At 67.1% G+C, this 21,385-nt stretch carries 16 protein-coding genes; 5 read left to right on the top strand and 11 right to left on the bottom strand.

Annotated features, from left to right (window positions below; translation table 11 throughout):
- Positions 1–59: 59 nt before the first annotated feature.
- Entirely contained in the window at positions 60–3,017 is a 2,958-nt protein-coding gene (locus ASF54_RS09150; RefSeq protein WP_055961149.1) for a hypothetical protein, read from the bottom strand.
- 173 nt (positions 3,018–3,190) lie between these two features.
- Between ASF54_RS09150 and ASF54_RS09145 the strand changes: the two genes are divergently transcribed.
- Positions 3,191–5,392: an ATP-dependent Clp protease ATP-binding subunit gene (locus tag ASF54_RS09145; protein ID WP_084816063.1), complete on the top strand. Its 2,202-nt coding sequence runs from the start codon at positions 3,191–3,193 to the stop codon at positions 5,390–5,392.
- A gap of 59 nt (positions 5,393–5,451) precedes the next feature.
- Here ASF54_RS09145 and ASF54_RS09140 read toward each other — a convergent pair whose 3' ends face one another.
- From ASF54_RS09140 to ASF54_RS09120, 5 genes are all read right to left on the bottom strand, one after another.
- Positions 5,452–6,051: a nitroreductase family protein gene (locus tag ASF54_RS09140; protein ID WP_055961147.1), complete on the bottom strand. Its 600-nt coding sequence runs from the start codon at positions 6,049–6,051 to the stop codon at positions 5,452–5,454.
- Positions 6,052–6,165: 114 nt separating this feature from the next.
- The gene (locus tag ASF54_RS09135) at positions 6,166–6,606 is read right to left on the bottom strand and encodes a hypothetical protein (protein WP_055961145.1); all 441 of its coding nucleotides are present in this window, start codon (positions 6,604–6,606) and stop codon (positions 6,166–6,168) included.
- A complete protein-coding gene (locus ASF54_RS09130) occupies positions 6,603–7,658 on the bottom strand; it encodes a threonine aldolase family protein (protein ID WP_235480985.1) in 1,056 nt (351 codons plus the stop codon). Before ASF54_RS09130 ends, ASF54_RS09135 begins: the two co-directional genes overlap by 4 nt.
- A 33-nt stretch (positions 7,659–7,691) precedes the next feature.
- On the bottom strand, positions 7,692–9,998 hold the full coding sequence (locus tag ASF54_RS09125; RefSeq protein ID WP_055961138.1) for a transglycosylase domain-containing protein: 2,307 nt from the start codon (positions 9,996–9,998) through the stop codon (positions 7,692–7,694).
- A gap of 35 nt (positions 9,999–10,033) precedes the next feature.
- Positions 10,034–10,849: an alpha/beta fold hydrolase gene (locus ASF54_RS09120; protein ID WP_055961135.1), complete on the bottom strand. Its 816-nt coding sequence runs from the start codon at positions 10,847–10,849 to the stop codon at positions 10,034–10,036.
- Between the two features lie 38 nt (positions 10,850–10,887).
- On the opposite strand from ASF54_RS09120, the gene ASF54_RS09115 reads away from it, so the two are divergent.
- A complete protein-coding gene (locus tag ASF54_RS09115; protein WP_055961132.1) occupies positions 10,888–11,814 on the top strand; it encodes an AEC family transporter in 927 nt (308 codons plus the stop codon).
- 263 nt (positions 11,815–12,077) lie between these two features.
- On the opposite strand, the gene ASF54_RS09110 is transcribed toward ASF54_RS09115, so the two are convergent.
- Positions 12,078–12,917, bottom strand: a complete 840-nt coding sequence (locus ASF54_RS09110) for an exodeoxyribonuclease III (protein ID WP_055961129.1) — start codon at positions 12,915–12,917, stop codon at positions 12,078–12,080.
- A gap of 93 nt (positions 12,918–13,010) precedes the next feature.
- On the opposite strand from ASF54_RS09110, the gene pyrE reads away from it, so the two are divergent.
- Positions 13,011–13,562 carry an orotate phosphoribosyltransferase gene (gene pyrE, locus ASF54_RS09105; RefSeq protein ID WP_055962361.1) on the top strand — a complete coding sequence of 184 codons (552 nt, stop codon included), beginning with the start codon at positions 13,011–13,013 and terminating at the stop codon, positions 13,560–13,562.
- Positions 13,559–15,652 (top strand): septum formation family protein, encoded by a 2,094-nt coding sequence (locus tag ASF54_RS09100; protein WP_055961127.1) that lies wholly within the window; start codon positions 13,559–13,561, stop codon positions 15,650–15,652. The genes pyrE and ASF54_RS09100 overlap by 4 nt, the downstream gene beginning before the upstream one ends.
- A gap of 7 nt (positions 15,653–15,659) precedes the next feature.
- Here ASF54_RS09100 and ASF54_RS09095 read toward each other — a convergent pair whose 3' ends face one another.
- Entirely contained in the window at positions 15,660–16,478 is an 819-nt protein-coding gene (locus tag ASF54_RS09095; protein WP_055961123.1) for an HAD-IIA family hydrolase, read from the bottom strand.
- 43 nt (positions 16,479–16,521) lie between these two features.
- On the opposite strand from ASF54_RS09095, the gene ASF54_RS09090 reads away from it, so the two are divergent.
- Positions 16,522–17,190: a TrmH family RNA methyltransferase gene (locus tag ASF54_RS09090; RefSeq protein ID WP_200919605.1), complete on the top strand. Its 669-nt coding sequence runs from the start codon at positions 16,522–16,524 to the stop codon at positions 17,188–17,190.
- Positions 17,191–17,202: 12 nt separating this feature from the next.
- On the opposite strand, the gene ASF54_RS09085 is transcribed toward ASF54_RS09090, so the two are convergent.
- The 3 genes from ASF54_RS09085 to ASF54_RS09075 form a co-directional block, all read right to left on the bottom strand.
- A complete protein-coding gene (locus ASF54_RS09085) occupies positions 17,203–17,805 on the bottom strand; it encodes an arsenate reductase/protein-tyrosine-phosphatase family protein (protein WP_055961118.1) in 603 nt (200 codons plus the stop codon).
- A 61-nt stretch (positions 17,806–17,866) separates the two neighbouring features.
- Entirely contained in the window at positions 17,867–20,029 is a 2,163-nt protein-coding gene (locus tag ASF54_RS09080) for an acyltransferase family protein (RefSeq protein ID WP_055961115.1), read from the bottom strand.
- A gap of 14 nt (positions 20,030–20,043) precedes the next feature.
- Positions 20,044–21,384: an O-antigen ligase family protein gene (locus ASF54_RS09075; RefSeq protein ID WP_055961112.1), complete on the bottom strand. Its 1,341-nt coding sequence runs from the start codon at positions 21,382–21,384 to the stop codon at positions 20,044–20,046.
- Position 21,385: the final 1 nt, after the last annotated feature.

Raw genomic sequence — 21,385 nt, 5'->3', positions numbered from 1 at the left:
GGCGGAGCCTGTTGGCTCCGCCCGGCGGGGTGGGTGGTGCGGTGGGGGTGTCGCCGGTGTTACTTGGCGGGGGCGGCGATGGTGGCGGTGAAGGGGGTCACCGTGGTCGTGCCACCGAGGGTGTAGCGGACTTCGAGGTTCCAGGTCCAGTTGCTGATACCGCCGGTGGCCTGCCAGTTGCCGTCGCTGTCGACGTCGGCCATGGCGACGAGGCGGTCGCTTGCCATGTTGCCGGTGGTCCAGATCTCGACGTGACCGCCGGTCGTTCCGAGCCCCGTGAAGGTGGCGAGGTTGGTGCCGTTCTGCACGAACGAGTCGACGTGTCCGTCTGCTCCGGGGGTGGTCAGCTCGAAGTCCTGGATGGTGCCGACGGCCTCGTTGACCGTGACGGTGAAGAACACGTTCTGCACGGCGCCGTTGGTGTTGACCTTGGCGCGGAGCATCTGGGCGCCGACGGGGAGCTTGGCGCCCTTCGCCGTCCAGGCCTCGGTGTCGCCGGTAAGACCGGTCGCGACGACGGTGCCGCCGGACCAGATCTCGACGGAGGTGTTCTTCGGTGCTTTACCGGTGAAGTCGACGAGTCCGTTCACCTGGGTGACTTCGCCGCCGTCTTTCGGGTTTGTCAGCTCGAATGTCACGCCCTGTTCGGCTTTTACCGTGACGGTGAAGAAGACGTTCTGCATGACGCCGTTGGTGTTGACCTTCGCGCGGAGCAGGTGGGAGCCGACGGGAAGGTTGGCGCCCTTCGCCGTCCAGGTTTCGGTGTCGCCGGTGAGGCCGGTCGCGACGACGGTGCCGCCGGACCAGATCTCGACGGAGGTGTTCTTCTTCGCCTTGCCGGTGAAGTCGACGAGTCCGTTCACCCGGGTGACTTCGCCGCCGTCTTTCGGGTTCGTCAGCTCGAAGGTGACGCCCTCTTCGGCTTTGACGGTGATGGTGAAAAAGACGTTCTGGATGACGCCGTTGGTGTTGACTTTGGCGCGGACTAGCTGCGTGCCGACGGGGAGGCTGGCGCCCTTCGCCGTCCAGGTTTCGGTATCGCCGGTGAGGCCGGTCGCGACGGCTTTGCCGCCGGCCCAGATCTCGACGGAGGTGTTCTTCTTCGCCTTGCCGGTGAAGTCGACGAGTCCGTTGACCTGGCTGATTTCTCCGCCGTCTTTCGGGTTTGTCAGTTCGAACGAGGTGCCCTCTTCGGCCTTGACGGTGATCGTGCGGTAGTGGTTCTCGACTGGCTGCCCGGCGGCGGTGACCTTGAAGCGGACGTTGTGGGTGCCGGTGGGAAGAGCGGCGAGGGTCTGCCAGGTGTTGGTGTCGCTGGCGGTGGCGCTACCGACGACGTTGCCGCCGAAGATCACCTGCACGTCGGCGCCCGCTCGTGCGGTGCCTTCGAGGGAGGCCTTGCCGTCGGCCAGGGTGACGTCTTCGCCGTCTTTCGGGTTCGTCAGGTCGAACTTCGCGGCCTCGGCCTCTTCGGGCTTGTCGGGGTTGACGGTGATGGTCTCTTCGGTGGTCAGGTTGCCCTTCGAGAGCATGCGCGCGGTGTAGGTGTGCTTGTAGTCACCCTTGACGCCGGTGATGTCGTGACTCCAGTTGCCGGAGTTCAGGGCCTGGAAGGAGGCGAGGCGGGTGCCGTTTTCGTAAAGGCCGATGTTCGCGAGCGACTGGCCTTCTCCGGTGAAGTGGAGGGTGCCGCCGTCGGTGTCGGTGTTGTCGCGGGGGGTGAGGATCTCGACCGGGTTGCCGTAGTTGACGTCGACTTCGCGGACGAGACTGTTGGCGTCGCCGATGGTCTGGAAGACCTCGAACGTCTGGATGCCGGCGCCGGGGGCCTTGACCGGGGTCGACCAGTTGCCGCGCGGGTCGGCGTCGGTCTCGGTCTTGTCGCCGTTCTCGTCGAGGACGGTGATGTGCGCGGCGCTCTCGGCCTTGCCGGAGAGGATGACGTCTTCGTTGTTGTTCGCACCGAAGGCGGCGTCGACGGTCAGGTCGGCGATCGTCATCATGATCGTGAAGGTCTTCGGGCCGCCGACCGACTTCGAGTCGATCCACTGTTCGAAGGTGACGTCGTTGCCTCCGAGGGCCAGGCCTCGGACGGTGGCGGTCGCGGTGCCGGTGCGACCGAGGGAGATCTCGCTGCCTTGGAACTCGACGGAGGCACCGGGGGTTCCGGTGATCTCGACGTCGGCGCTGTTGTTCTTGATGCTGGTGGCCGTGACCTTGAAGCTCAGGGGCGTGGTCTTCACGTCAACGATGAAGCTGGATTTGCCGAGTGATTCGTCGCCGTCGAACTGCTCCATCTCGAAGGTGTTCTCGCCGATTTCGAGGTTGCGGACGGTGGTCGTCCACTCGCCCGTCGTGGGGTCGGCGAAGATCTCCTTGGCACCAATCATCACCCTGGCGCCGGGGTTTGCGTACCCCTTGATCATGGCGGTGCGGTTGTAGACGTCGACACTGGTTGTCTCGGCGTTCAGAAGCAGAAGCCGCGACGGAGTCTCGTCGGCCGCGGGCTCCTGGTAAAGAACTTGTGAGTATCGATTATCAACGAGGATGCGAAAACTCGGATTTACGCTCTCGGTGAGCGTGCCGTCGCCAGAGACTTGAAAGGCGTTCGCATAGGTCGTCCCCGGGCCGGTGCAGTACGAGCCCGAGATGCCGCCCGCTTGAAGGTAGCGGTAGTGGAGGCTACTAGAGCCAACGAAAAGGCACCGTGAGCCGTCTTCAGACAAGAGTTTTCCGGTGACTCCGGGCCGGGGAACCTGAATCTTGTCTGCATAGGCGAGAGCTTCTTGAAGCGTCCCGTTCCTCGATCTCTGATTCACACTTGTCTTAGCCCCGAAATACGTTCCGTCGGCGTTCCGCACAACGTAAGGAATGAGGAGGTGATCGCCTTCCACCTGCGGAGTGTCATTTGCGGTGGGCGTGGAAGGAGCGGCATTGGCAGCAGCCCCGAGCGAGAGCGACGACGCGAGCGTCAGCGCGGCGAGGCCGAAAGCGGCCCCGGTTTTAGCGATATTCATGAAGGGTTTGTGTCTTTCTGATCGGCCCGCAGAGCGCGGGCGGAGAGAACGGAGTAAACAAAATATTACATCTACACTCCAAATATCGCAAACAGAGCGAGAAAGCGTGGTGGCGCGCCGGGTCTCCGACGAATAAACTTGAGTCGGATCAACTCAACTTCGAAAGGTGACTGATGGCGAACATGCAAGGCGCGCCGGCCTCCGACGAGAAGCAGAAGAGCGCCCTCGAGCAGTACGGCGTCGACCTGACGGCGATTGCGGCGAGCGGCAAGCTCGACCCTGTCATTGGGAGAGACACCGAAATTCGGCGCGTCAGCCAGGTGCTCACGAGGCGCACGAAGAACAACCCCGTGCTCATCGGTGAGCCGGGCGTCGGCAAGACGGCGGTCGTTGAGGGCCTAGCGCAGCGGATAATCGCCGGCGACGTGGCCGACTCGCTCAAGGGCAAGAGGCTGATCTCACTCGACATCTCGGCGCTCGTCGCCGGCGCCATGTACCGCGGCCAGTTCGAGGAGCGCCTCAAGGCTGTGCTCAAGGAGATCACCGAATCCGACGGCCAGGTGATCACGTTCATCGACGAGCTTCATACCCTCATGGGTGCGGGCGGCGGCGAAGGATCGGTGGCAGCGGCGAACATGCTCAAGCCGATGCTGGCCCGCGGCGAGTTGCGGCTGATCGGCGCGACGACGCTCGACGAGTACCGCCAGTACATCGAAAAAGACGCCGCCCTCGAACGCCGTTTTCAGCAGGTCTACGTCGGTGAGCCCAGCGTCGAAGACACGATCGCCATTCTCCGCGGCCTGAAAGAGCGCTATGAGGCGCACCACGGCATCACGATCGCCGACAGCGCGCTCGTCGCAGCCGCATCGCTCAGCAACCGCTACATCTCGGGTCGGCAACTGCCCGACAAGGCGATCGACCTGGTCGACGAGGCCGGATCCCGCCTCAAGATGGAGATCGACTCGTCGCCCCTCGAACTCGACGAGCTCTACCGCTCCCTGGCGCGGATGCAGGTCGAAGAGTTGGCGCTCAAAAAAGAGAAGGATCCCGCGAGCCGAGCCCGACTCGACGCCCTGCGCGACGAGATGACCGCTCGGCAGCAGACCTACGCCGACTTGAATCGTCGGTGGCAGGCCGAGAAAGCTGCCCTCCAGGGGGTCGGCGAGCTCAAGGGGCAGCTGAACGACGCCCGCATCGAACTCGATCGGGCCATGCGCGAGGGGCGTTACCAAGACGCCTCGAAGATCAACTACGAGACGATCCCCGAGATCGAGAAGAGCATCGCCGACGCCGAGAGCATCGAGGAGTCGGGTGACCGGATGGTCAACGACCAGGTCACCGACGCCGACATCGCGGAGGTCGTCGCGGCGTGGACAGGCATTCCGGTCGGACGGCTGCTCGCGGCCGAGACCGAGAAGTTGCTGCACCTCGAAAACGAGCTGGGGCGGAGGATCATCGGGCAGCGAGAGGCCGTGACGGCGGTGAGTGAGGCCGTGCGGCGGACCAGGGCCGGGATCTCGGATCCTGATCGCCCGACGGGCTCGTTCCTGTTTCTCGGGCCGACCGGCGTCGGCAAGACCGAGCTGGCGCGCGCGCTCGCGGAGTTCCTGTTCGACGACGAGAAGGCGATGATCCGCATCGACATGTCGGAGTACGGCGAGGCACACACGGTGTCGCGGCTGGTCGGGGCGCCTCCCGGGTACGTCGGCTACGAGGCCGGCGGGCAGCTGACCGAAGCGGTGCGGCGGCGACCGTACAGCGTGGTGCTGCTCGACGAGGTCGAAAAGGCGCACCCCGACGTCTTCGACATTCTGCTGCAGGTGCTCGATGACGGACGCCTCACCGATGGCCAGGGGCGGACGGTCGACTTCCGGAACGTGATCCTCGTGCTGACCTCGAACATCGGCAGCCAGTTCCTTATCGACCCGGTGCTGACGCAGGAGCAGAAAGAGGAGGCCGTCCAGGCGACACTGCGGCAGGCCTTCAAGCCGGAGTTCTTGAACCGACTCGACGACATCGTTCTGTTCACGACCCTGTCGCAAGACGACTTGGGGCAGATCGTGTCGCTGTACGTCGACCGACTGGCCCGGAGGCTCTCGGATCGCCGTCTCGAGCTGGCAGTGACGCCGGACGCCCGGGCCTGGTTGGCGGAGCGCGGCTACGACCCCATCTACGGGGCCCGCCCGCTGCGTCGACTCATGCAGCGGCAGATCGACGACAACCTCGCCCGAGCGCTGCTCGGCGGTGTGATCGTCGACGGCGACACCGTGCTCGTCGACGTGGCCGAAGGGGGCGAGTCGCTGACGGTCGTCAAGTCGGAGCCGACCGATCTGACATCACCGGCGCCGCAGCCGACCGACCCGGCCTCGGAGTGACAGAGGGGCCCGGGCACCATACGGTGCCCGGGCCCTCGTCTCGTGCGATGCGCCCGAGATCAGTCGCGGCGCAGCACCAGCTCGTCGAGCTCGAGGCGCGTGCGGGGGAGCGTCTCGCGCTCGGCCAGCTTCTCGGGGAGCTGGTCGGCGGGGGCGACGACTCCGACCGCGCTCACGGTGACGGGCAGAAGGCGGGCGGGAAGGTCGAAGGCGGCTCGGAGTCCGTCGACCTCGATGCCGGCCATCTGGTGCACGTGGAGGCCCTCGGCGTGAGCCTGAACCGTCAGTGCCGAGACCGCGAGCCCGAGGTCGTACTGGGCACCGGCGCGAGCGTCGCCCGCTTCGGACTCGGTCTCGGCGATGGCCACGACGAGCGCGGCGGCGTTACCCGCCCACAGCGTGTTGAAGCCCATAAGGTTGGCGAGGATCGTGTCGAAGGTCGCGGTTCCGCGGCGCCCGACGATGAAGCGTCGCGGCTGCAGGTTGAGGGCCGACGGTGCCCAGCGCGCGGCCTCGAGCAGGGCCGTCACCTGCTCGTCGGAGACTGTGGCGGTCGGGTCGAACGAGCGGGGGCTCCAGCGCTCGTCAAGAAGATCGACGAGAGGCACCGAGGTCTCAGAGGTGCGAACCGTGGTGGCGGACTGGTCTGTGGTGGTCATAGCTGCTCCTGGAGTAGTGAAGTCTGACTCCGCACCGTCGAGGAGAACTCTTTTGCTGAACACCCTAGGCGCAGTATCTATGCCCGCGCATGCTTATGTCGTGACGCGGCGCCCTCAGCCACCGAGGTGCGAGACGACCGCCGAATCGATCATCTGCTGAGTGACCGAGTACAGCGCCACGACGAGGATCGCGGCCACCACGGGCAACCAGAAGGCGAGAATGCGCCGCGCGACGAAGAGCCCGGCGAAAACCGACGCGAAGACGGCGAGAGCGATCGGGGCGAACTCGGCGAGGACGTTCGCGAGAGCGGCGCCCGGCACCGATCCCTCCGCTGAATCGGCACGATTCAGAGCTTCGACGACATAGACCGCCACCAGGATGTAGAGGATCGCCGTGAAGATCGCCGTGATCGCCACGTCGCCCGTGCGGAGGGGGCGTCGCTTCGGCTTGGCCGGACGCCCCGGGGCGACGGCCCCGGCGGGAAGCCCGGGGCGAGACGTGCCGGGGCTGGTAGCCGGCACGGGGATGCCCGAAGGATCCGACGGCTCCGTCACGAGAGCTCGCCCAGTTCGCGACGGATCGACGCCACAAGTGAGTCGACGTCGTCGGTCGTCGTATCGAAGGAGCACATCAGTCGCACCTCGCCCGTCTCTCTGTTCCAGTCGTAAAACCGGTGTTCGGCGCGGACCGTCTCGATGATCGGTTTCGGGAGGACCACGAAGACCGCGTTGGCTTCGACCGCCTGCGTGATCGTGACGCCGGGGAGGTCGACGAGCGCGTCGCGAAGGCGGAGCGCGAGGGCGTTGGCGTGCTGCGCTGACCGGAGCCAGAGATCACCCTCGAGGAGTGCCACGAACTGGGCCGACACGAAGCGCATCTTCGAGGGGAGCTGCGCGTCCATCTTGCGGATGTACGTGATGCCCTCGAGACCTGCGTCGCTCAGCGAGACGACCGATTCGCCGAAGAGGAGGCCGTTTTTGGTGCCGCCGAACGAGACCGCATCGACTCCGGCGTCGCGCGTCATCTGCTGGAGCGTGGCCCCGGTGCTGGCGGCGGCATTGGCGATGCGCGCGCCGTCGAGGTGCACCGTCATGCCGAGGGAGTGCGCGTGTTGCGTGATCGCCCGGATCTCGGAGACCGAGTAGGCCGTTCCCATCTCGGTCGTCTGCGTGATCGAGACGGCCAGGGGCTGCGGGCGCTGCTGGTCGCCCCACCCGTCGGCCTGCCGGTCGATCAGATCGGGTGTCAGCTTGCCGTCGGGAGTCGGAACGGAGAGGAGTTTCAGCCCGCCCAGGCGCTCGGGAGCCCCGCCCTCGTCGGTGTAGATGTGCGCGGTCGATGCGCAGATGACGGCGCCCCAGCGCGGAACGAGCGCCTGGAGGGCGGCCACGTTGGCGCCCGTGCCGGTGAGGACGGGGTAGACGGTCGAGCCGGCGCCGAAGTGTTGCTCGACGAGCTCGCTGAATCGCGTCGTGTAGGGGTCGGCGCCGTAGGAGGCGACGTGGCCGCCGTTCGCGTCGGCCAGCGCCTGAATGACCTCGGGGTGGGCGCCCGAATAGTTGTCGGAGGCGAACGAGTGAAGTGCGGGATCGTGCAGAGGAGTCACCTGCCCAGTCTCTCTCACGAAGAGAGGGCCGACCTACTCGTTGCCCGGCGGGGTGGGCGCGGGCGCGGTGGGGGCAGGCTCGGTGCCTGACGTCGGCGGGGCAGCCGGCTCGTCGTTCTGAGGCGCCGGTGCAGTGCCGTTGCTGTCGTCGTTACCTTCGCCGGTTGTGTCGAGCTCGCCGTCGGGATCAGCCTCGGTCTCGTCGTCGTCGCCGAGCGGCAGCGGGGTGGTGGGGGGACGGTATTCCGGCGCCGCTGCGGCGAAGGCGTCTCCGCCGTAGGCGGCGTTGATGGCCGACTGCAGGCCGCGCCAGATGTTCAGCCGCTGCACGTTCATCGCGCCGTAGGTGCCGTAGATGCCGTACTGGTTTTGGTGGCCCTCGATGTTCCCGACCCAGGAGGCCGTGACGACCTTCGACGAGCCGCCGACGAGCCAGGTCTGTTCGGCATGGTCGGTCGTTCCGGTCTTGCCGAGGATCGGCACGCCGTCGCGCGGGTTGGCGGAGGACGCCGTGCCCGATGCGAAGACCCCCTGCATCGCCACCGCGGCCCTGGCTACGACATCGGCGTCGATGGCCTGCTCGCACTTCGTCGTCTGGCCGGGAAGGGTCGTGCCGGCGTCGTCGACGATCGAGTCGATGAACGTCGGTTCGCAGTAGGTGCCGCCGTTGGCGATGGCGGCAAAGGCCGCTGCCACGGTGAGCGGGGCGACGGTGTTGCCGGAGCCGATGACGGACGATGGATAGGCGGAGAGCTCGCCGCCGTCGGCGGGGTGGACGCCGAGCGACTTGGCGGTGTCGCGGATGTCGCAGAGGTCGAGCTTCTGCGCCATCGCGGCGTAGCCCGTGTTGATCGAGCGGATCGTGGCCTGGAGGGCTGTGACCGTGCCCGGGTTACCGAAGTCGTCGTTCTTGGGGTCGAAGCGGGTGTAGTCGGGAGCCCCGCAGGCGGTCATCGGGCTGAAGTCGCGCGGAGTCGCATTGACCGTGTCGTACAGGCTGTGGCCCTTCTTTAGCCAGTCGAGAAGCGTGAAGGGTTTGTAGGTCGACCCGGGTTGAAAGCCGGTTGAGCTGCCCCACTTCTCGTCGACGGCGTAGTTGACCGCGGTCGTGCCGGGCCCGCCGCCCCGGAGGGTGTCGTCGAAGTCTTTGTTCTGGGCCATCACGATGACGCGCCCGGTACCGGCCTCGACGGAGGTGGCCACGGCACCCAGCGCGTATCGAGTCTCGGTTTTGGGGGCGTAGGTGTCGACCAGCTCTTTCGCCTTCGCCGTGAGATCGAGATCGAGCGAGGTGTGGATCTCGTACCCGCCGAGTCGCCAGTTGCGGTCGCGGTCGGCGGCCGTCTTGCCCAGAGCCGGAAGCGTCTTCACGACGCGGCGGATCAGGTCGCACCACTGCTGGGCTCCGGCCTCCGTCACCGCCATGCAGCCCTGCGTCGCTGGGGTGAGATGGACGTACGAACCGATGCGCGCTTTGAGGGCCTTCGTGAGCGACGCCTTCGACATCATCTTCTCGTTCGCCATCGACCGGAGGATCACGTCGCGCCGAGCCTTATTGGCCTTGTAGTGCTTCGGTGAGGAGAGGTTACGGCTCTCGGGGTACTGGACGGTCGCGATGAGACTGGCCGCCTCGGCCGGCGTCAGCGTCTTGGAGCTCTTGCCGAGGTAGTGCTGGGCCGCCGCCTCGACGCCGTACGCCTGATCGCCGAAGTAGGCGATGTTGAGGTAGGCGAGCAGGATCTCTTTCTTGCTGTATTTCTTCTCGAGGCCGATCGCGAGCTTCATCTCGGCGATCTTGCGAGCCGTCGACTTCTCGGTGGCTTTCGCGTAGGCCTTTTGACGGGCCTTCTCCGTGTCGAGCGACATGGCCTTCGCGACGAGGATGTTGCGAACCAGCTGCATCGACAGGGTCGAGCCGCCACCCGCCGACCCGAGCTCTTTCGTCGCCAGGCTGCCGACACCCGCCCGGACGAGGGAGCTGAGATCGACGGCACCGTGCTCGAAGAAGCGCCGGTCTTCGCCCGCGACCGCGGCGTTCTTCAGGTTTTTGGAGACGTCGTTCCACCCGACCGTCACGCGGTTCTCGCTGTAGAGGGTGGCCAGCGGCACCTCCTGGCCGCCCTTGTGCGCGTAGACGACGTTGCGTTGCTGCAGCTTGCCGATCTCGATGTACTCGGGGATCTGATCGAAGGCGCGAATTGAACCCGAGGCTGCTTGACCGGCCACCGCGACGCCGGGCGTAATGGCGACGCTGACGAGGAGGCCGGCCGCAGTGCTGAGGGCACCAATGCCGAGCAGGGCGGTGAGGGCGCGACGTGGTTGCGAGGTGGTGACTGCCATAGACAACATGGTATGTCACACCTCAGACATCCAGACTAGAGCTGTCGAGATTCGAGCCAGGTGTTCAGGATCCTGACGAATTCGTCGGGGCGCTCGACGCTCGGCAGGTGAGCCGAGTCGGGAAACCGCGCCCCTGACGAGTCGGGGACGGTCGAGAGGAGGTACTCGGTCGCGGCCAACTCGCCCGAGAGGTCGTGCTCGCCGACGACGATGAGCGCGGGCAGCTCGATGTCGACGGTGCGGTAGTAGGCCGGAGACTCGAGGGGGACGGGCTTGGGCGTCTCGGTCAGGTGCGGCAGATTGGCCGCATTGAGTGCGTAGGCCTGCTCGAGAAACGCCGGTTCGAGTTCGATCAGGTCTCGCGTCGGCCCTGCGGCCCAGAGCTCGGCCTCGACGCGGTTGAGTTGCGTGTGGTCTCCCGCTGCCAGCAGGGCGTCGAGTTCGTCGAACAGCTCGTTCTCGCGCTCGGTCATCTCGACCTCCGGAAATCCGCTCGGCACCGACCCGACGGTGACGAGGCCGGTGAAGCGGTCGGGGTGCTCGACGACGGCGTCGATCGCGATCCGGCCCCCGCGGGAGGCGCCGATGAGGGTGGCCCGGTCGATGCCAGCGGCGCCCATCACGGCGAGAAGATCGTCGACCTCCGAGAAGTGGACGTCGTCGGTTGCCGTGTCACCGAAACCCCGGGTGTCGTAGTGCAGGATCCTGTGGTTTTGGGCCAGGCCCGGCACGATCGGATCCCACATCCGCCGCGTCGCCACCCCCGCGTGGATCAGCACCAGAGCCGGAGCGCTCGGCTCTCCGTCGAGCTCGTAGGCGAATGTGCCCCCGTTGAAAACAGTCTCAGCCATGGCTCGAGGCTAACGCCGCAGCCACCAGACTGGGGAGTATGGCTGGAGTTCTGATCGGGTTCGCAATCATCGGCGCGGTCATTCTGATCGGGTACGTCGTCGGGCGCATCGATCTGCTCGGACCGCAGGGGCACCGCGTGCTCAGCCAACTCGTCTTCTTCGTGCTCACCCCGTGCCTGCTCTTCACGACCATCTCGAAGGCCGACGTGCACGTGCTGTTCTCGCCCATCTTGATCGTGTCGACCCTCGCGGCACTCACCGCGGCGGCGATCTCGGTAGTGGTGCTGCGGCTCGTGCTTCGTCGCTCGGTGCCCGAGACCACAATGGGCACGATGGCGGGGGCCTACGTCAACGCCAACAACATCGGCATCCCCGTCGCTGTCTACGTCTTGGGCAGTGCGACCTATGTGGCGCCGGTCCTCCTTTTTCAGCTGCTCATTCTGACTCCGGTAGTGCTGACGATTATGGACGTGTCGACGAACCGAGGATCCGGCAGCAGCCGCTTGGCCACCGTGACGCGCCCGTTCCGCAATCCCCTCCTCATCGCCTCTCTCCTCGGCGTGCTCGTCTCGGTGTTCGACATCCGCATTCCCACCGACGTGCTCGAACCATTCGCGTTGGTCGGTGCCGCCGCCGTGCCTGTCGTGCTGATCTCGTTCGGCATGTCGCTGCACGGGCAGAAGCCGCTGCAGGCGGGGAGTGCGCGGGTGGACGTGCTGGTCGAGAGCGCACTCAAGGTCGTGGTGATGCCCGTTGTGGCGTGGATCCTCGGCGCTTTCGTGTTCGACTTCGGGCACGACGAGCTCTTCGTGACGGTGGTGCTCGCCGGGCTGCCGAGTGCGCAGAACGCGTTCAACTACGCGCAGCGGTATCAGACGGGGGTGGTCGTGGCGCGGGACACGGTATTGATCACGACGATTGCCGCGGTGCCCGTGCTGGTCGTCGTCGCGGCTCTCTTGAAGTAGGGGCGCCCGCTCCCTCGCAGACGTGGTGCGGACTAGCCGCTCCGCCGCGGCGCGTCTCCCAGTCCGCAGAACGTCTGCCAGTTGCCTACCCTCGTAGCCGCCGCACAGCGCCGAATCGCGCTCGCCGTGGCACACGTCGGTGTGACAATCCTGGCCACCCAGATCATGAATTCGCCGGAGTTACTCCCGTGTGCAAACGCCCACACCGTGATCGTCTTGGGCTCTGCAGACATCTCCGTCGAATTCATAGCCCCCGGAACAATTCAGAAGATCATGGGCCGATCGTCGTCGTCACCCGGGTCGACATCGAGGTCGACGACGACGGGCACGTGGTCGCTCGGCGCATCACCCTTGCGCTCGTTGCGGTCGATCCGCGCGCTCGTGACGAGGTCGGCGAACGGCTTGGAGCCGAGGATGAAGTCGATCCGCATGCCCTCGTTGCGCGGAAAACGAAGCTGCTTGTAATCCCAGTAGGTGTAGCCCTCGGGCAAGCGCGGCCGCACGACGTCGGTCAGCAGCCCCTTCGTCTGGAAGGCGGCGAATGCGTCGCGTTCGGCCGGGCTGGTGTGGGTGTGGCCTTCGAAGACCGCGGGATCCCACACGTCGGTGTCGAGCGGCGCCACATTCCAGTCGCCCATCAGCGCGAGCGGCTGCTCGGGGTTGGCCTTGATCCAGCCCTCGGTCTCGTCGCGGAGCTTCGCCAGCCAGTCGAGCTTGTAGACGTAATGCGGATCGTCGAGTTCGCGACCGTTCGGCACGTACAGGCTCCAGAGCCGGACGCCGTCGACGGTGACGCCGATCGCTCGGGCCTCTTTGGGCGCCTCGGACGACTCGACGCCCTTGGCGAAGCCGGGCTGCGACGGGAAGGTGATCTCGACGTCGTCCATCGGGAGGCGGCTGGCGAAGCCGACGCCGTTCCACTGCGAGAGGCCGTGCAGCTCGACGTCGTACCCGGCCTCCTGGAAGACGTCGTACGGAAACTGCTCCGGTTTGCACTTCAGCTCTTGCATGCCGAGCACGTCGACGTCTTCGCGCACGAGCCAATCGACGACGCGGCCCGCACGGGCTCGAATGGAGTTGACGTTCCAGGTGGCGACTCGCATGCCCCCACGCTACTAAGAGCCGGCGACACCGGTGTCCAGCCGCCCCGCGAACGGGGCGTGAGGCTGTGGAGAGGGGCCGGGTACCATGTGGGCGTGACCGACGTACGCCAGAAGCTCATCGACTACATCAGCGAACTCGCCGTTTTCCACGGAGACTTCACGCTGACCAGCGGCAAGAAGGCGTCGTACTACGTCGATCTGCGCAAGGTCAGCCTCGATCACCGGGTGGCCCCGTTGATCGGCCAGGTGATGGTCGACCTCATCGACGAGGTGCCCGACGTCTTCGCCGTGGGCGGTCTCACCATGGGCGCCGACCCCATCGCTACCGCGGTTCTGCACCAGGGCGCCGCCGCCGGCAAAGACTACGACGCCTTCGTCGTACGCAAAGAGCCCAAAGACCACGGTCGCGGTCGCCAGGTCGAAGGTCCCGAGCTCGACGGCAAGCGCGTGATCGTGCTCGAAGACACCTCGACGACCGGCGGTTCGCCGTTGAAGGCGATCGAGGCGCTCGAGAAGGTCGGCGCGGTCGTCGTCGGGGTCGCGGTCGTCGTCGACCGATCCACCGGTGCCCGAGAGGTGATCGAGGCGGCCGGCTACCCGTACTTCGCGGCGATCAGTCTGGACGACCTCGGGTTGGAGCCGTGAGCGACGAGCGTCGCCCGGGCGACGATCCCGAGGCGGAGAGCGCAGGATCCGCGACGCCGCCCCCGGCAGCACGCGAATCCGCTGCTCCCGCCACCCCTACCGAGCCCGACGCCTCGCAAACCGTTCCGATCGTTCCGCGTCGGCTGCCGAGCGCCGAGGCCTTCTTCGGCGAGCCGCGTCCGCCGCGTCATTCCGCTCGGGTCGAACCGCCCGTGACCCCGGTCGAGCCTCCCGCAGCACCGGCCACGCCCCTGCCTGTCCCTCCCGCGGCCGCCACACCGGCGTCTCCCGAGTCGCCCCACCCGATGTCGCTCGATCTCTCGGCCCTGCGCGGCCAGCGCGATGACGCGCTCGACGAAGACCGATCCGCCGACGCCCCCGAACCCTGGAGTCTCTCGACCCCGACCGTCGCCGAACCCCTCGACACGTCGGCACTGCCGGCGCACGACGGCCGCGGTGAGACGCCCACCTCCGACTTCGGCGCGGTCTTCGGGGCGACCCCGACCGCTCCCGTCCACGTCGTTCCCCCGCAGGATCCCGCTCCCGCGAGTCCCGAACCCCCGCCCGCTCGTGCTGCCTCGTTCACCGAGCTCATCTCGGTGCCCCCGGCCGATGCGGCGACGTCGAGCGAGCCCTCCCGCTTCGATTGGACGGATCTGCCGCCCGTCGAACCGGCCTCGCGTGAGCCTGAGCCTCTTTCGCCCGTGCCCGTCGTACATGAGCCTGGCATGCCTGAGCCGGTCCGGGCCGAGCCCGTCGCGCCTCAGCCCTCGGCGCCTGAGCCCGTGACGTCGGTGCCTGATGCAGTGACGAGGGACGAGACGCCGACGGTCGCCGCGCCGGTCGTGTGGTCGCTCGACGACCTCGAGCCGGCGGCGACCCCGACTGCCTCCGCGGCTGCAGCTGTGCCGGACCAAGACGAGCTGCCGGACTCGGTTCGGCCCTCTGTCGAACAGCCCGGCGCCGAGCCCCTCGACCCGGCCGACGACGTCGACGCCGTGGCCGCGCTGTTCGGGGAGGACGCCCGCCCCGAGGTCGCCGACCCCGCGGCAGACGATCTGCCGCCGGGTGGACCGGACGGTGCCTGGGCGGACGAGCCTGTGGATCCTGAGCTTCCTGTCACGCAGGCGATGTCGGCCGTGCCGGCAGAAACCGACGCCGATTTCGCCCGACCCGGCCCGGCTCCGAGTGATGCGCCGACCGTCGTCTTCGTTCCGCCCGTGGTGCCTGTGACGCCCGTGGTGCCTGCGACGCCCGTCGTGCCTGTCACACCGGTGACGACCGTCTCGGCCGATGCGCCGACGCGCGTGGTGCCGGTGACGCCGACGGAGCGTCCGCTGCCGCTCGGAGGAGTCAGCTCGCGGACCATCACTCCGATCGACGTTTCGAAGGCGCCTGCTGCCTGGGCTTCGGCCGCGCCCGCAGCGCCGACCGCATCGACGGCGACGCCGGCCGCGGTCCGCCCGCGCGCGCAGGGGGGCGGGGGATCGGATGCCGGCCGCCGCCGGATCCTGCTCTTCGTCGGAATCGCCGTCGCCTTCGTCGTCGTGCTCGCAGCGCTCTTCTTCTTCGGGCGGGTTCTGGCCGGAGAGTCCGACTCGACGGCGGCGCCGGTCGCCACGGCCACTCCAAAGGCGACCGCGACCAGCACGTCGAAGGCCACACCGAAGGCGAGCAGCACGCCCACTCCGAAGGCGACCGCGGCCTCGGGTCTCGCGGGGCCCGGCGTGCATCCCTACACCGAACTCGGTGGTGGTGAGTGCCTGTCGGCGTTCACCGACGCCTGGCAGTCGAGCTACACGGTCGTCGATTGCGGCACTCCACACGTCGCCCAGCTCGTCTACGTCGGAACGCTCGACGGGGCCGCCGGGTCGACCTACCCGGGTGCTGCGGCTCTCGAGGCGCAGGTCTCGCCGCAGTGCCAGTCCGACAAGGCCATCAATCTCAGCGCCGCGCAGGCCTACACCGACGTGCAGGTGTCAGACAGCTTCCCGTCGACCGCCGAGGAATGGGCAGCGGGTTCGCGGACGTTCTACTGCTTCGTGAATCGCACGGGCGGCGACCAACTGTCGAGCAGCCTGGTGCCGTAGAGCCCGACTACAGGTTGCCGTCGGCATCGCCGAGATCGTAGGCGACCGGCTCCGAGCGCACGAGCTCGTGCACGCCGTTCAGCACCTCGGTGGGGCGGAACGGGTAGCGGTCGATCTCGGCGCGGTCGCTGATGCCCGTGAGCACGAGAATCGTGTGGAGACCCGCTTCGATACCGGCGATGATGTCGGTGTCCATGCGGTCGCCGATCATGGCGGTGTTCTCGGAGTGGGCGCCGATCCGGTTCATCGCCGAACGGAACATCATCGGGTTCGGCTTGCCGACGATGTAGGGCTCTTTGCCGGTGACCTTGGTGATCATGGCGGCGATGGCTCCCGTGGCGGGCAGGATCCCCTCGGCGCTGGGGCCGGTTGCATCGGGGTTCGTCACGATGAAGCGGGCCCCGCCCATGATCAGCCGGGCCGCCTTCGTGATCGCCTCGAACGAGTAGTTGCGCGTCTCGCCCACGACGACGTAGTCGGGTGCCGTCTCGGTCATGATGAACCCCGCCTCGTGCAGGGCCGTCGTCATGCCGGCCTCGCCGATGACGAACGCGGAGCCCCCCGGCATCTGCGAGCGGCAGAAGTCGGCGGTGGCCAGGGCGCTGGTCCAGATCCGATCTTCGGGCACCTCGAGACCGGAGGCGCGGAGTCGGGCGGACAGATCGCGCGGCGTGAAGATCGAGTTGTTCGTCAAGACGAGATAGGGCGTTCCCTCGTTCTGCCACTGCTGGATCAGCTCAGAGGCACCCGGAAGGGCCTGATTCTCGTGGACGAGCACGCCGTCCATGTCGGTCAGCCAGCATTCCACTTCGTCACGAGTCACCATGCGCTCACAGTAGCGGCCTGCCGTGGGCGGACGGCCTGGAAGACTGGACTCCGTGACCGACGAACCCGCAACGAGCCCCGAGCAGACCACCCACGGCATCGGGCCGTGGCCGGGCGGCGAAGCGGACTGGCCGGGGGACGAGCACTACGACCCCGACCTCCTCCGGGGCGGTGACACCCGGAACGTCATCGACCGATACCGCTACTGGTCGATGGAGGCGATCGTCGCCGACCTCGACGAGCACCGGCACCCCTTTCATGTCGCCATCGAGAACTGGCAGCACGACATGAACATCGGCTCGATCGTGCGCAGCGCCAACGCGTTCGGTGCCGACACGGTCCACATCATCGGTCGGCGTCGCTGGAACAAGCGCGGTGCCATGGTGACCGACCGCTACCAGCACGTCATCAACCACCCCGACGTCGAGACATTCATCGCCTGGGCAAAAGAGCGCAGGATCCCGGTGCTCGCGATAGACAACGTCGAAGGCTCCGTTCCCATCGAGACGTTCGATCTGCCCGAGACGTGCGTTCTGCTCTTCGGGCAGGAGGGCCCCGGGCTCTCACCCGAGGCGATCGCGGCGGCCGACGCGATCCTCGAGATCGTGCAGTTCGGGTCGACGCGAAGCATCAACGCTTCTGCCGCCGCTGCAGTCGTCATGCACGCCTGGGTGCTGCAGCACGTGAGCTTTCCGCGACCCGCGGCAGGCTGAGCCGCCACGAGCTCAAGGGGCTGCGACCGCGCGGCGCAGGAGGCTGGCGAGCGTCTCGACAGCTGGCTCGATCTCGGCGACCGCTTGGCGATAGACCGCGTCGGAGAGCCCGAACGGGTCGACGACGTCGTCGAACTCGGGTGTGGGCGGCGGCGGGACGGAGCCTCGCAGAGCGAGGACCGTGCGGGTCACCCCGCGGAGCCGCTCTGCTTGATCGTTGCCCGATCGCACGTCGAGATCTCGGACGTCGTCGTCGGTGACGGCCTGCGCGAGACGGCCGAACTCGCGTAGCGTCACGGTGTAGCGGTTCGTCCGTGGAGCCATCGAGACGACCCGGCCGCGGTTGTGGCGGTCGAGCGCGATGATCAGGTCGGCCCCGAGGAGTGCGCCCGCGGTGGCCTGGGTGCCTCGGTGGTGACCGGGTGTCAGCCCGCGCGCCGTTGCCAGAGCGACCATTGGCTCGGGTATCGGCGCGCCCTCGGCCGCGCTGGTGCCGAGGCTTGCAACGGCGACGAAGGGCGGGCTGCCCAGGCGCTCGCGGAGCAGGAGCTCGGCGTAGGGCGACCGGCAGATGTTGCCCGTGCAGACGAAGAGTAATTGGAAGGGCGCTTGCATACCGGTGCTTTCGTGGTGAAGGCGGGGTGGACAGCTGACGGGGGAGTTCGGATTGTCGGAGTCACCTCCGAGGCACTACGTCTAGCCGATCGAGTGCCTCTCGCAGGATGTCGCTGAGCGCACGTGACATGCGCTCGCTGAGATGGGAAGCGTCGGCGCGGATGAGGTTGGTTCCGGCGAAGAGAGGGCATCGCGTGCCCGTACAGAACCAGGGCAGTGTGTCGATGTAGTGCGCGTCGACGCCAGTCTTTCGGGCGGCGGCGGCAGCCTTCGATTCGGCGTCTCGCTTCAGGTGGTAGTTGGACGGCGGGCTTGCGAGGCACGCGGAGGGAGCGGAGAGCCGTGTCGTGCAGATCGCCGGCGAGGGGCCTTTGGGTGGCGCGGGCAATAGGACGAGAGCGCGATCGGGGGCGTCGAGAGCCCGAAGCGTCTCGGTGGTTCCGTCGCGCCACTCGCGCTCGGCGGCATCGCGCTGGGCTCCACTCTCGAGGAAGGGGAGGAGGTTGGTGCTGTCGCTGAGGAGCACGAGGTCGGCGGAGAGCTGCCGAGCGAGGCGGAACATGATGTCGCGGCTTGCTCGGCAGGCTTTGGCGAACCAGGGCTGGCCGGTTGGAGTGGCCGACACGGAGACGAACGAGCAGCCGGAGAAGGAGAGGGCGTCGACTCGCCAGCCCAGGGGAACGAGCGCCCCGGCTACGGCGGGAGTCCAGGCGGCAGCCGAGGAATCCCCGATCACGACAGCGCGCCGAGATGCCTTGGGGTCGCCCCAGCTGCAGGTTCGGGGGATCTGCGTCGATTCGACCGGGTTATGACGGCATCCTGAATCGTTGTCCATTGCCGGGGGAAGGCGGCTCGTGAAGGCGGAATCGAGTTGGGATCGAATCTCGGCGGGCCAGGAGCGGGCGGCGGAGGCTTTCGAGAGCTGTCGGCGCAGCTCGTCGAGGGTGGGTGGGGTGCTCGGAGGCGGGGCGGGGTCGATGAGGCCCAAGGTCGAAGCGGCGAACGCGGGATCGCCCAGCTTTCCTGGGCCGCGTACCTGAGCCACCGCGAAACACCCGACGATGAGCACCGCGGATGTCGAAGCGGCCACGGCGGCGATCGCCGTCGCCCGGGGTGACAGTCGTGTCCGTGTCCGTTTCCGTTTCCGTGTGCGGTCAGGCGAGAGGGCCCGTCGCGGCCGTTGGAAAGGGACCTCGATGTACCGGTAGGTCAGGGCTGACAGGAAGAGGGTCGCGGCCGCGATCGCCAGTGCGAGAGCCGGGGTCATGTCGATCGCACTCGTTGCGACAACGATCAGGGGGAAGTGCCACAGATAGAGGGAATACGAGCGCAAGCCCAGCCAGCGGAGGGGAGCAAATTGCAGAGCACGTGACGGCAGGGCCGAGCCGCCAAGGCCGCAGAGGAGAACGAGAGCGGTGCCCACCACGGCGGGCGCGGCACCGGGCCAGGGCAGGGAGTCGCTCGGCACGACGAGCGGAGTCACGACGAGGAGGACGACCCCCGCCGACGAGGCCCAGGTGCGGATCGTGGCCGGGAGGTGGCGGAGGCGGTTCGAGGCGACGCAGCAGAGGCACCCAAGCGCGATCTCCCACAGCCGGGTCGTCGTGTTGAAGTAGCTCGCATTGGGCGAGCTCACGGTCAGCGACGCCGCGACGACGATCGAGACGGCCGTCGTGAGGATGGCGACACCCGCGACGAGGAGCAGGATCCTCCTGCGTGAGCGCCCGACAACCACCGCAAGAACCACCACGAGGGGCCAGGCGAGGTAGAACTGCTCCTCGACGGCGAGCGACCAGAGGTGCTGCAGCGGTGACGGTGTCGGATCGTGGAGGTACGAGGCGCCTGCACCGATGAGGTGCCAGTTCTCGACGAGGGTGGCAGCGGCGAAAGCGTCGAGGATGGTCTGGAAGAACCTCGGCTGAAACCACAGGGTGCCGGTCGCGACGAGGGTGGCAGCCGTCACGACTGCGGCGGCGGGGAGGAGGCGGCGGATCCTGCGCGCAGCGAACCCTGGAAGAGAGACGCGGCCGGTGCTCGCGACCTCGCGGAGCAACGCGGCGGTGATGACGAAGCCCGAGATGGTGAAGAAGACGTCGACGCCGACTGCTCCGCCCCGCACTCCGGCGCCGAGGTGGAAGAGGACGACGAAGGAGACCGCTAGGCCGCGGATCCCGTCGATCTCGGCATGGTGCTTATGCGGCGGTGCAGTAAGGCGTGAAGTCACGAGGTATTTATACCTTATATCGAAATGGCCTGTGTCGTTTCGCGGTTGATGTTTCTCATTTTGGCCATCGGTTTGCTTGCCTGCTGGCCTTCCTCACAGGCCCTGTCGTCGGCGGTCAGCACCGTTTCGACACGGGGCATGGCGAGACAGACGATCAGGATGCTCACCATCGACGCGAAAGCGAGGTAGTCGAAAGAGCAGAGCATGACGACCATGGGGAGGATTGCTGCCCGCCCCGCCGCATCGGTTGCGCGCCACCCGACGAGTACGAGGAGGACGAGGAGCAGGAGCCCGACCACGCCCTGGGTGGCGAGGGTGGTCACGAGCTGGTTGTCGACGACGTTGAGACCGTTGTTGAGCAGGAGCCCGCGGTCGAACAGCAGCTGCTGTGTGGCCGCACCGCTGCCCCAGAGCGACTCCCACGGGGGTCGCGCCAGCAGAGCGGGCACGTACGAGAGGTTTCCCTGACGGTTCGAGAAGGAGCCGGAGTCGACGAGTTCGCCGACGATCGCACCGACGGAGTCGGCGTTGAGCGCGATGGCCGCGGCGCCGGCGGCGACGGCGAGGAGCCCCCGCCATCGACTCGACAGGGTCTTCCCGTTCAGGAGGACGTAGGCGACCCCGAGGATAGCGGCGAGGATCCCGCTTCGTGACCCCGACAGGATCAGGCTCGCCGCGAAGAGGGCGAGTAGGAGAAGAGCCCACGGCCTGGAGAAGGTCTTCCACTCGACAAGCAGGAGGACCAGGGCGATGGTGATGACCACCGAGAACGGAATCGGGTGGCCGAGGCTTCCCTGCACTCGCGACACCGCATCGCCGAGGAGGTGGTTCTCGTTGTTCAGCCCGCGTCCGTTGCCGTAGATCAGGTAGCCCCAGAGGACCGGGCGGTGAGTGATGAGAAGTTCGATCAGCCCCAGGGCGACCTGGATCGCCCCGTTCGCGATGAGCCCTCGGCGCAGTGACGCTATGTCGTCTCGGGTGAATTGGCCGACGACGGTGATGAGCAGCAGCGACAGGCCCACTAGACGAAGCAGGAAGCCGACCCCCTCGGGGTTGGTCAGTTGTGTCGTCGCCAGGGCACAGCCGAAGAACAAGGCCGTGAGGGGAATGAGGGGCGATATCGACGTCCGAATGCTCGCGTGCGCACGGGGCGACAGGGCAGTCAGGGCGAGGAAGAGGAGCGAGGCGGCGATGGTGGCGTCTTTGACGCTCTGCGGGCTCGTCCGTGACCAGAAGAGACACAGGGCGGTCACGGTCAGCGCGACGGCGATCCCGCGCAGGCGCGCGGGCTGGACGAGGGTGCTGAGGAGGAAGAAGAGGCCGGCGCCAAGCGGGGCAGCGAGAGCGATGAGCATC

Origin of the sequence: Frondihabitans sp. Leaf304 (assembly GCF_001423105.1) — a bacterium.
In the GTDB taxonomy this organism is placed as follows: Bacteria; Actinomycetota; Actinomycetes; order Actinomycetales; family Microbacteriaceae; genus Frondihabitans.
Note: the sequence above shows the minus strand (reverse complement) of the source record. Positions and strands in the feature narration are given on the sequence as shown.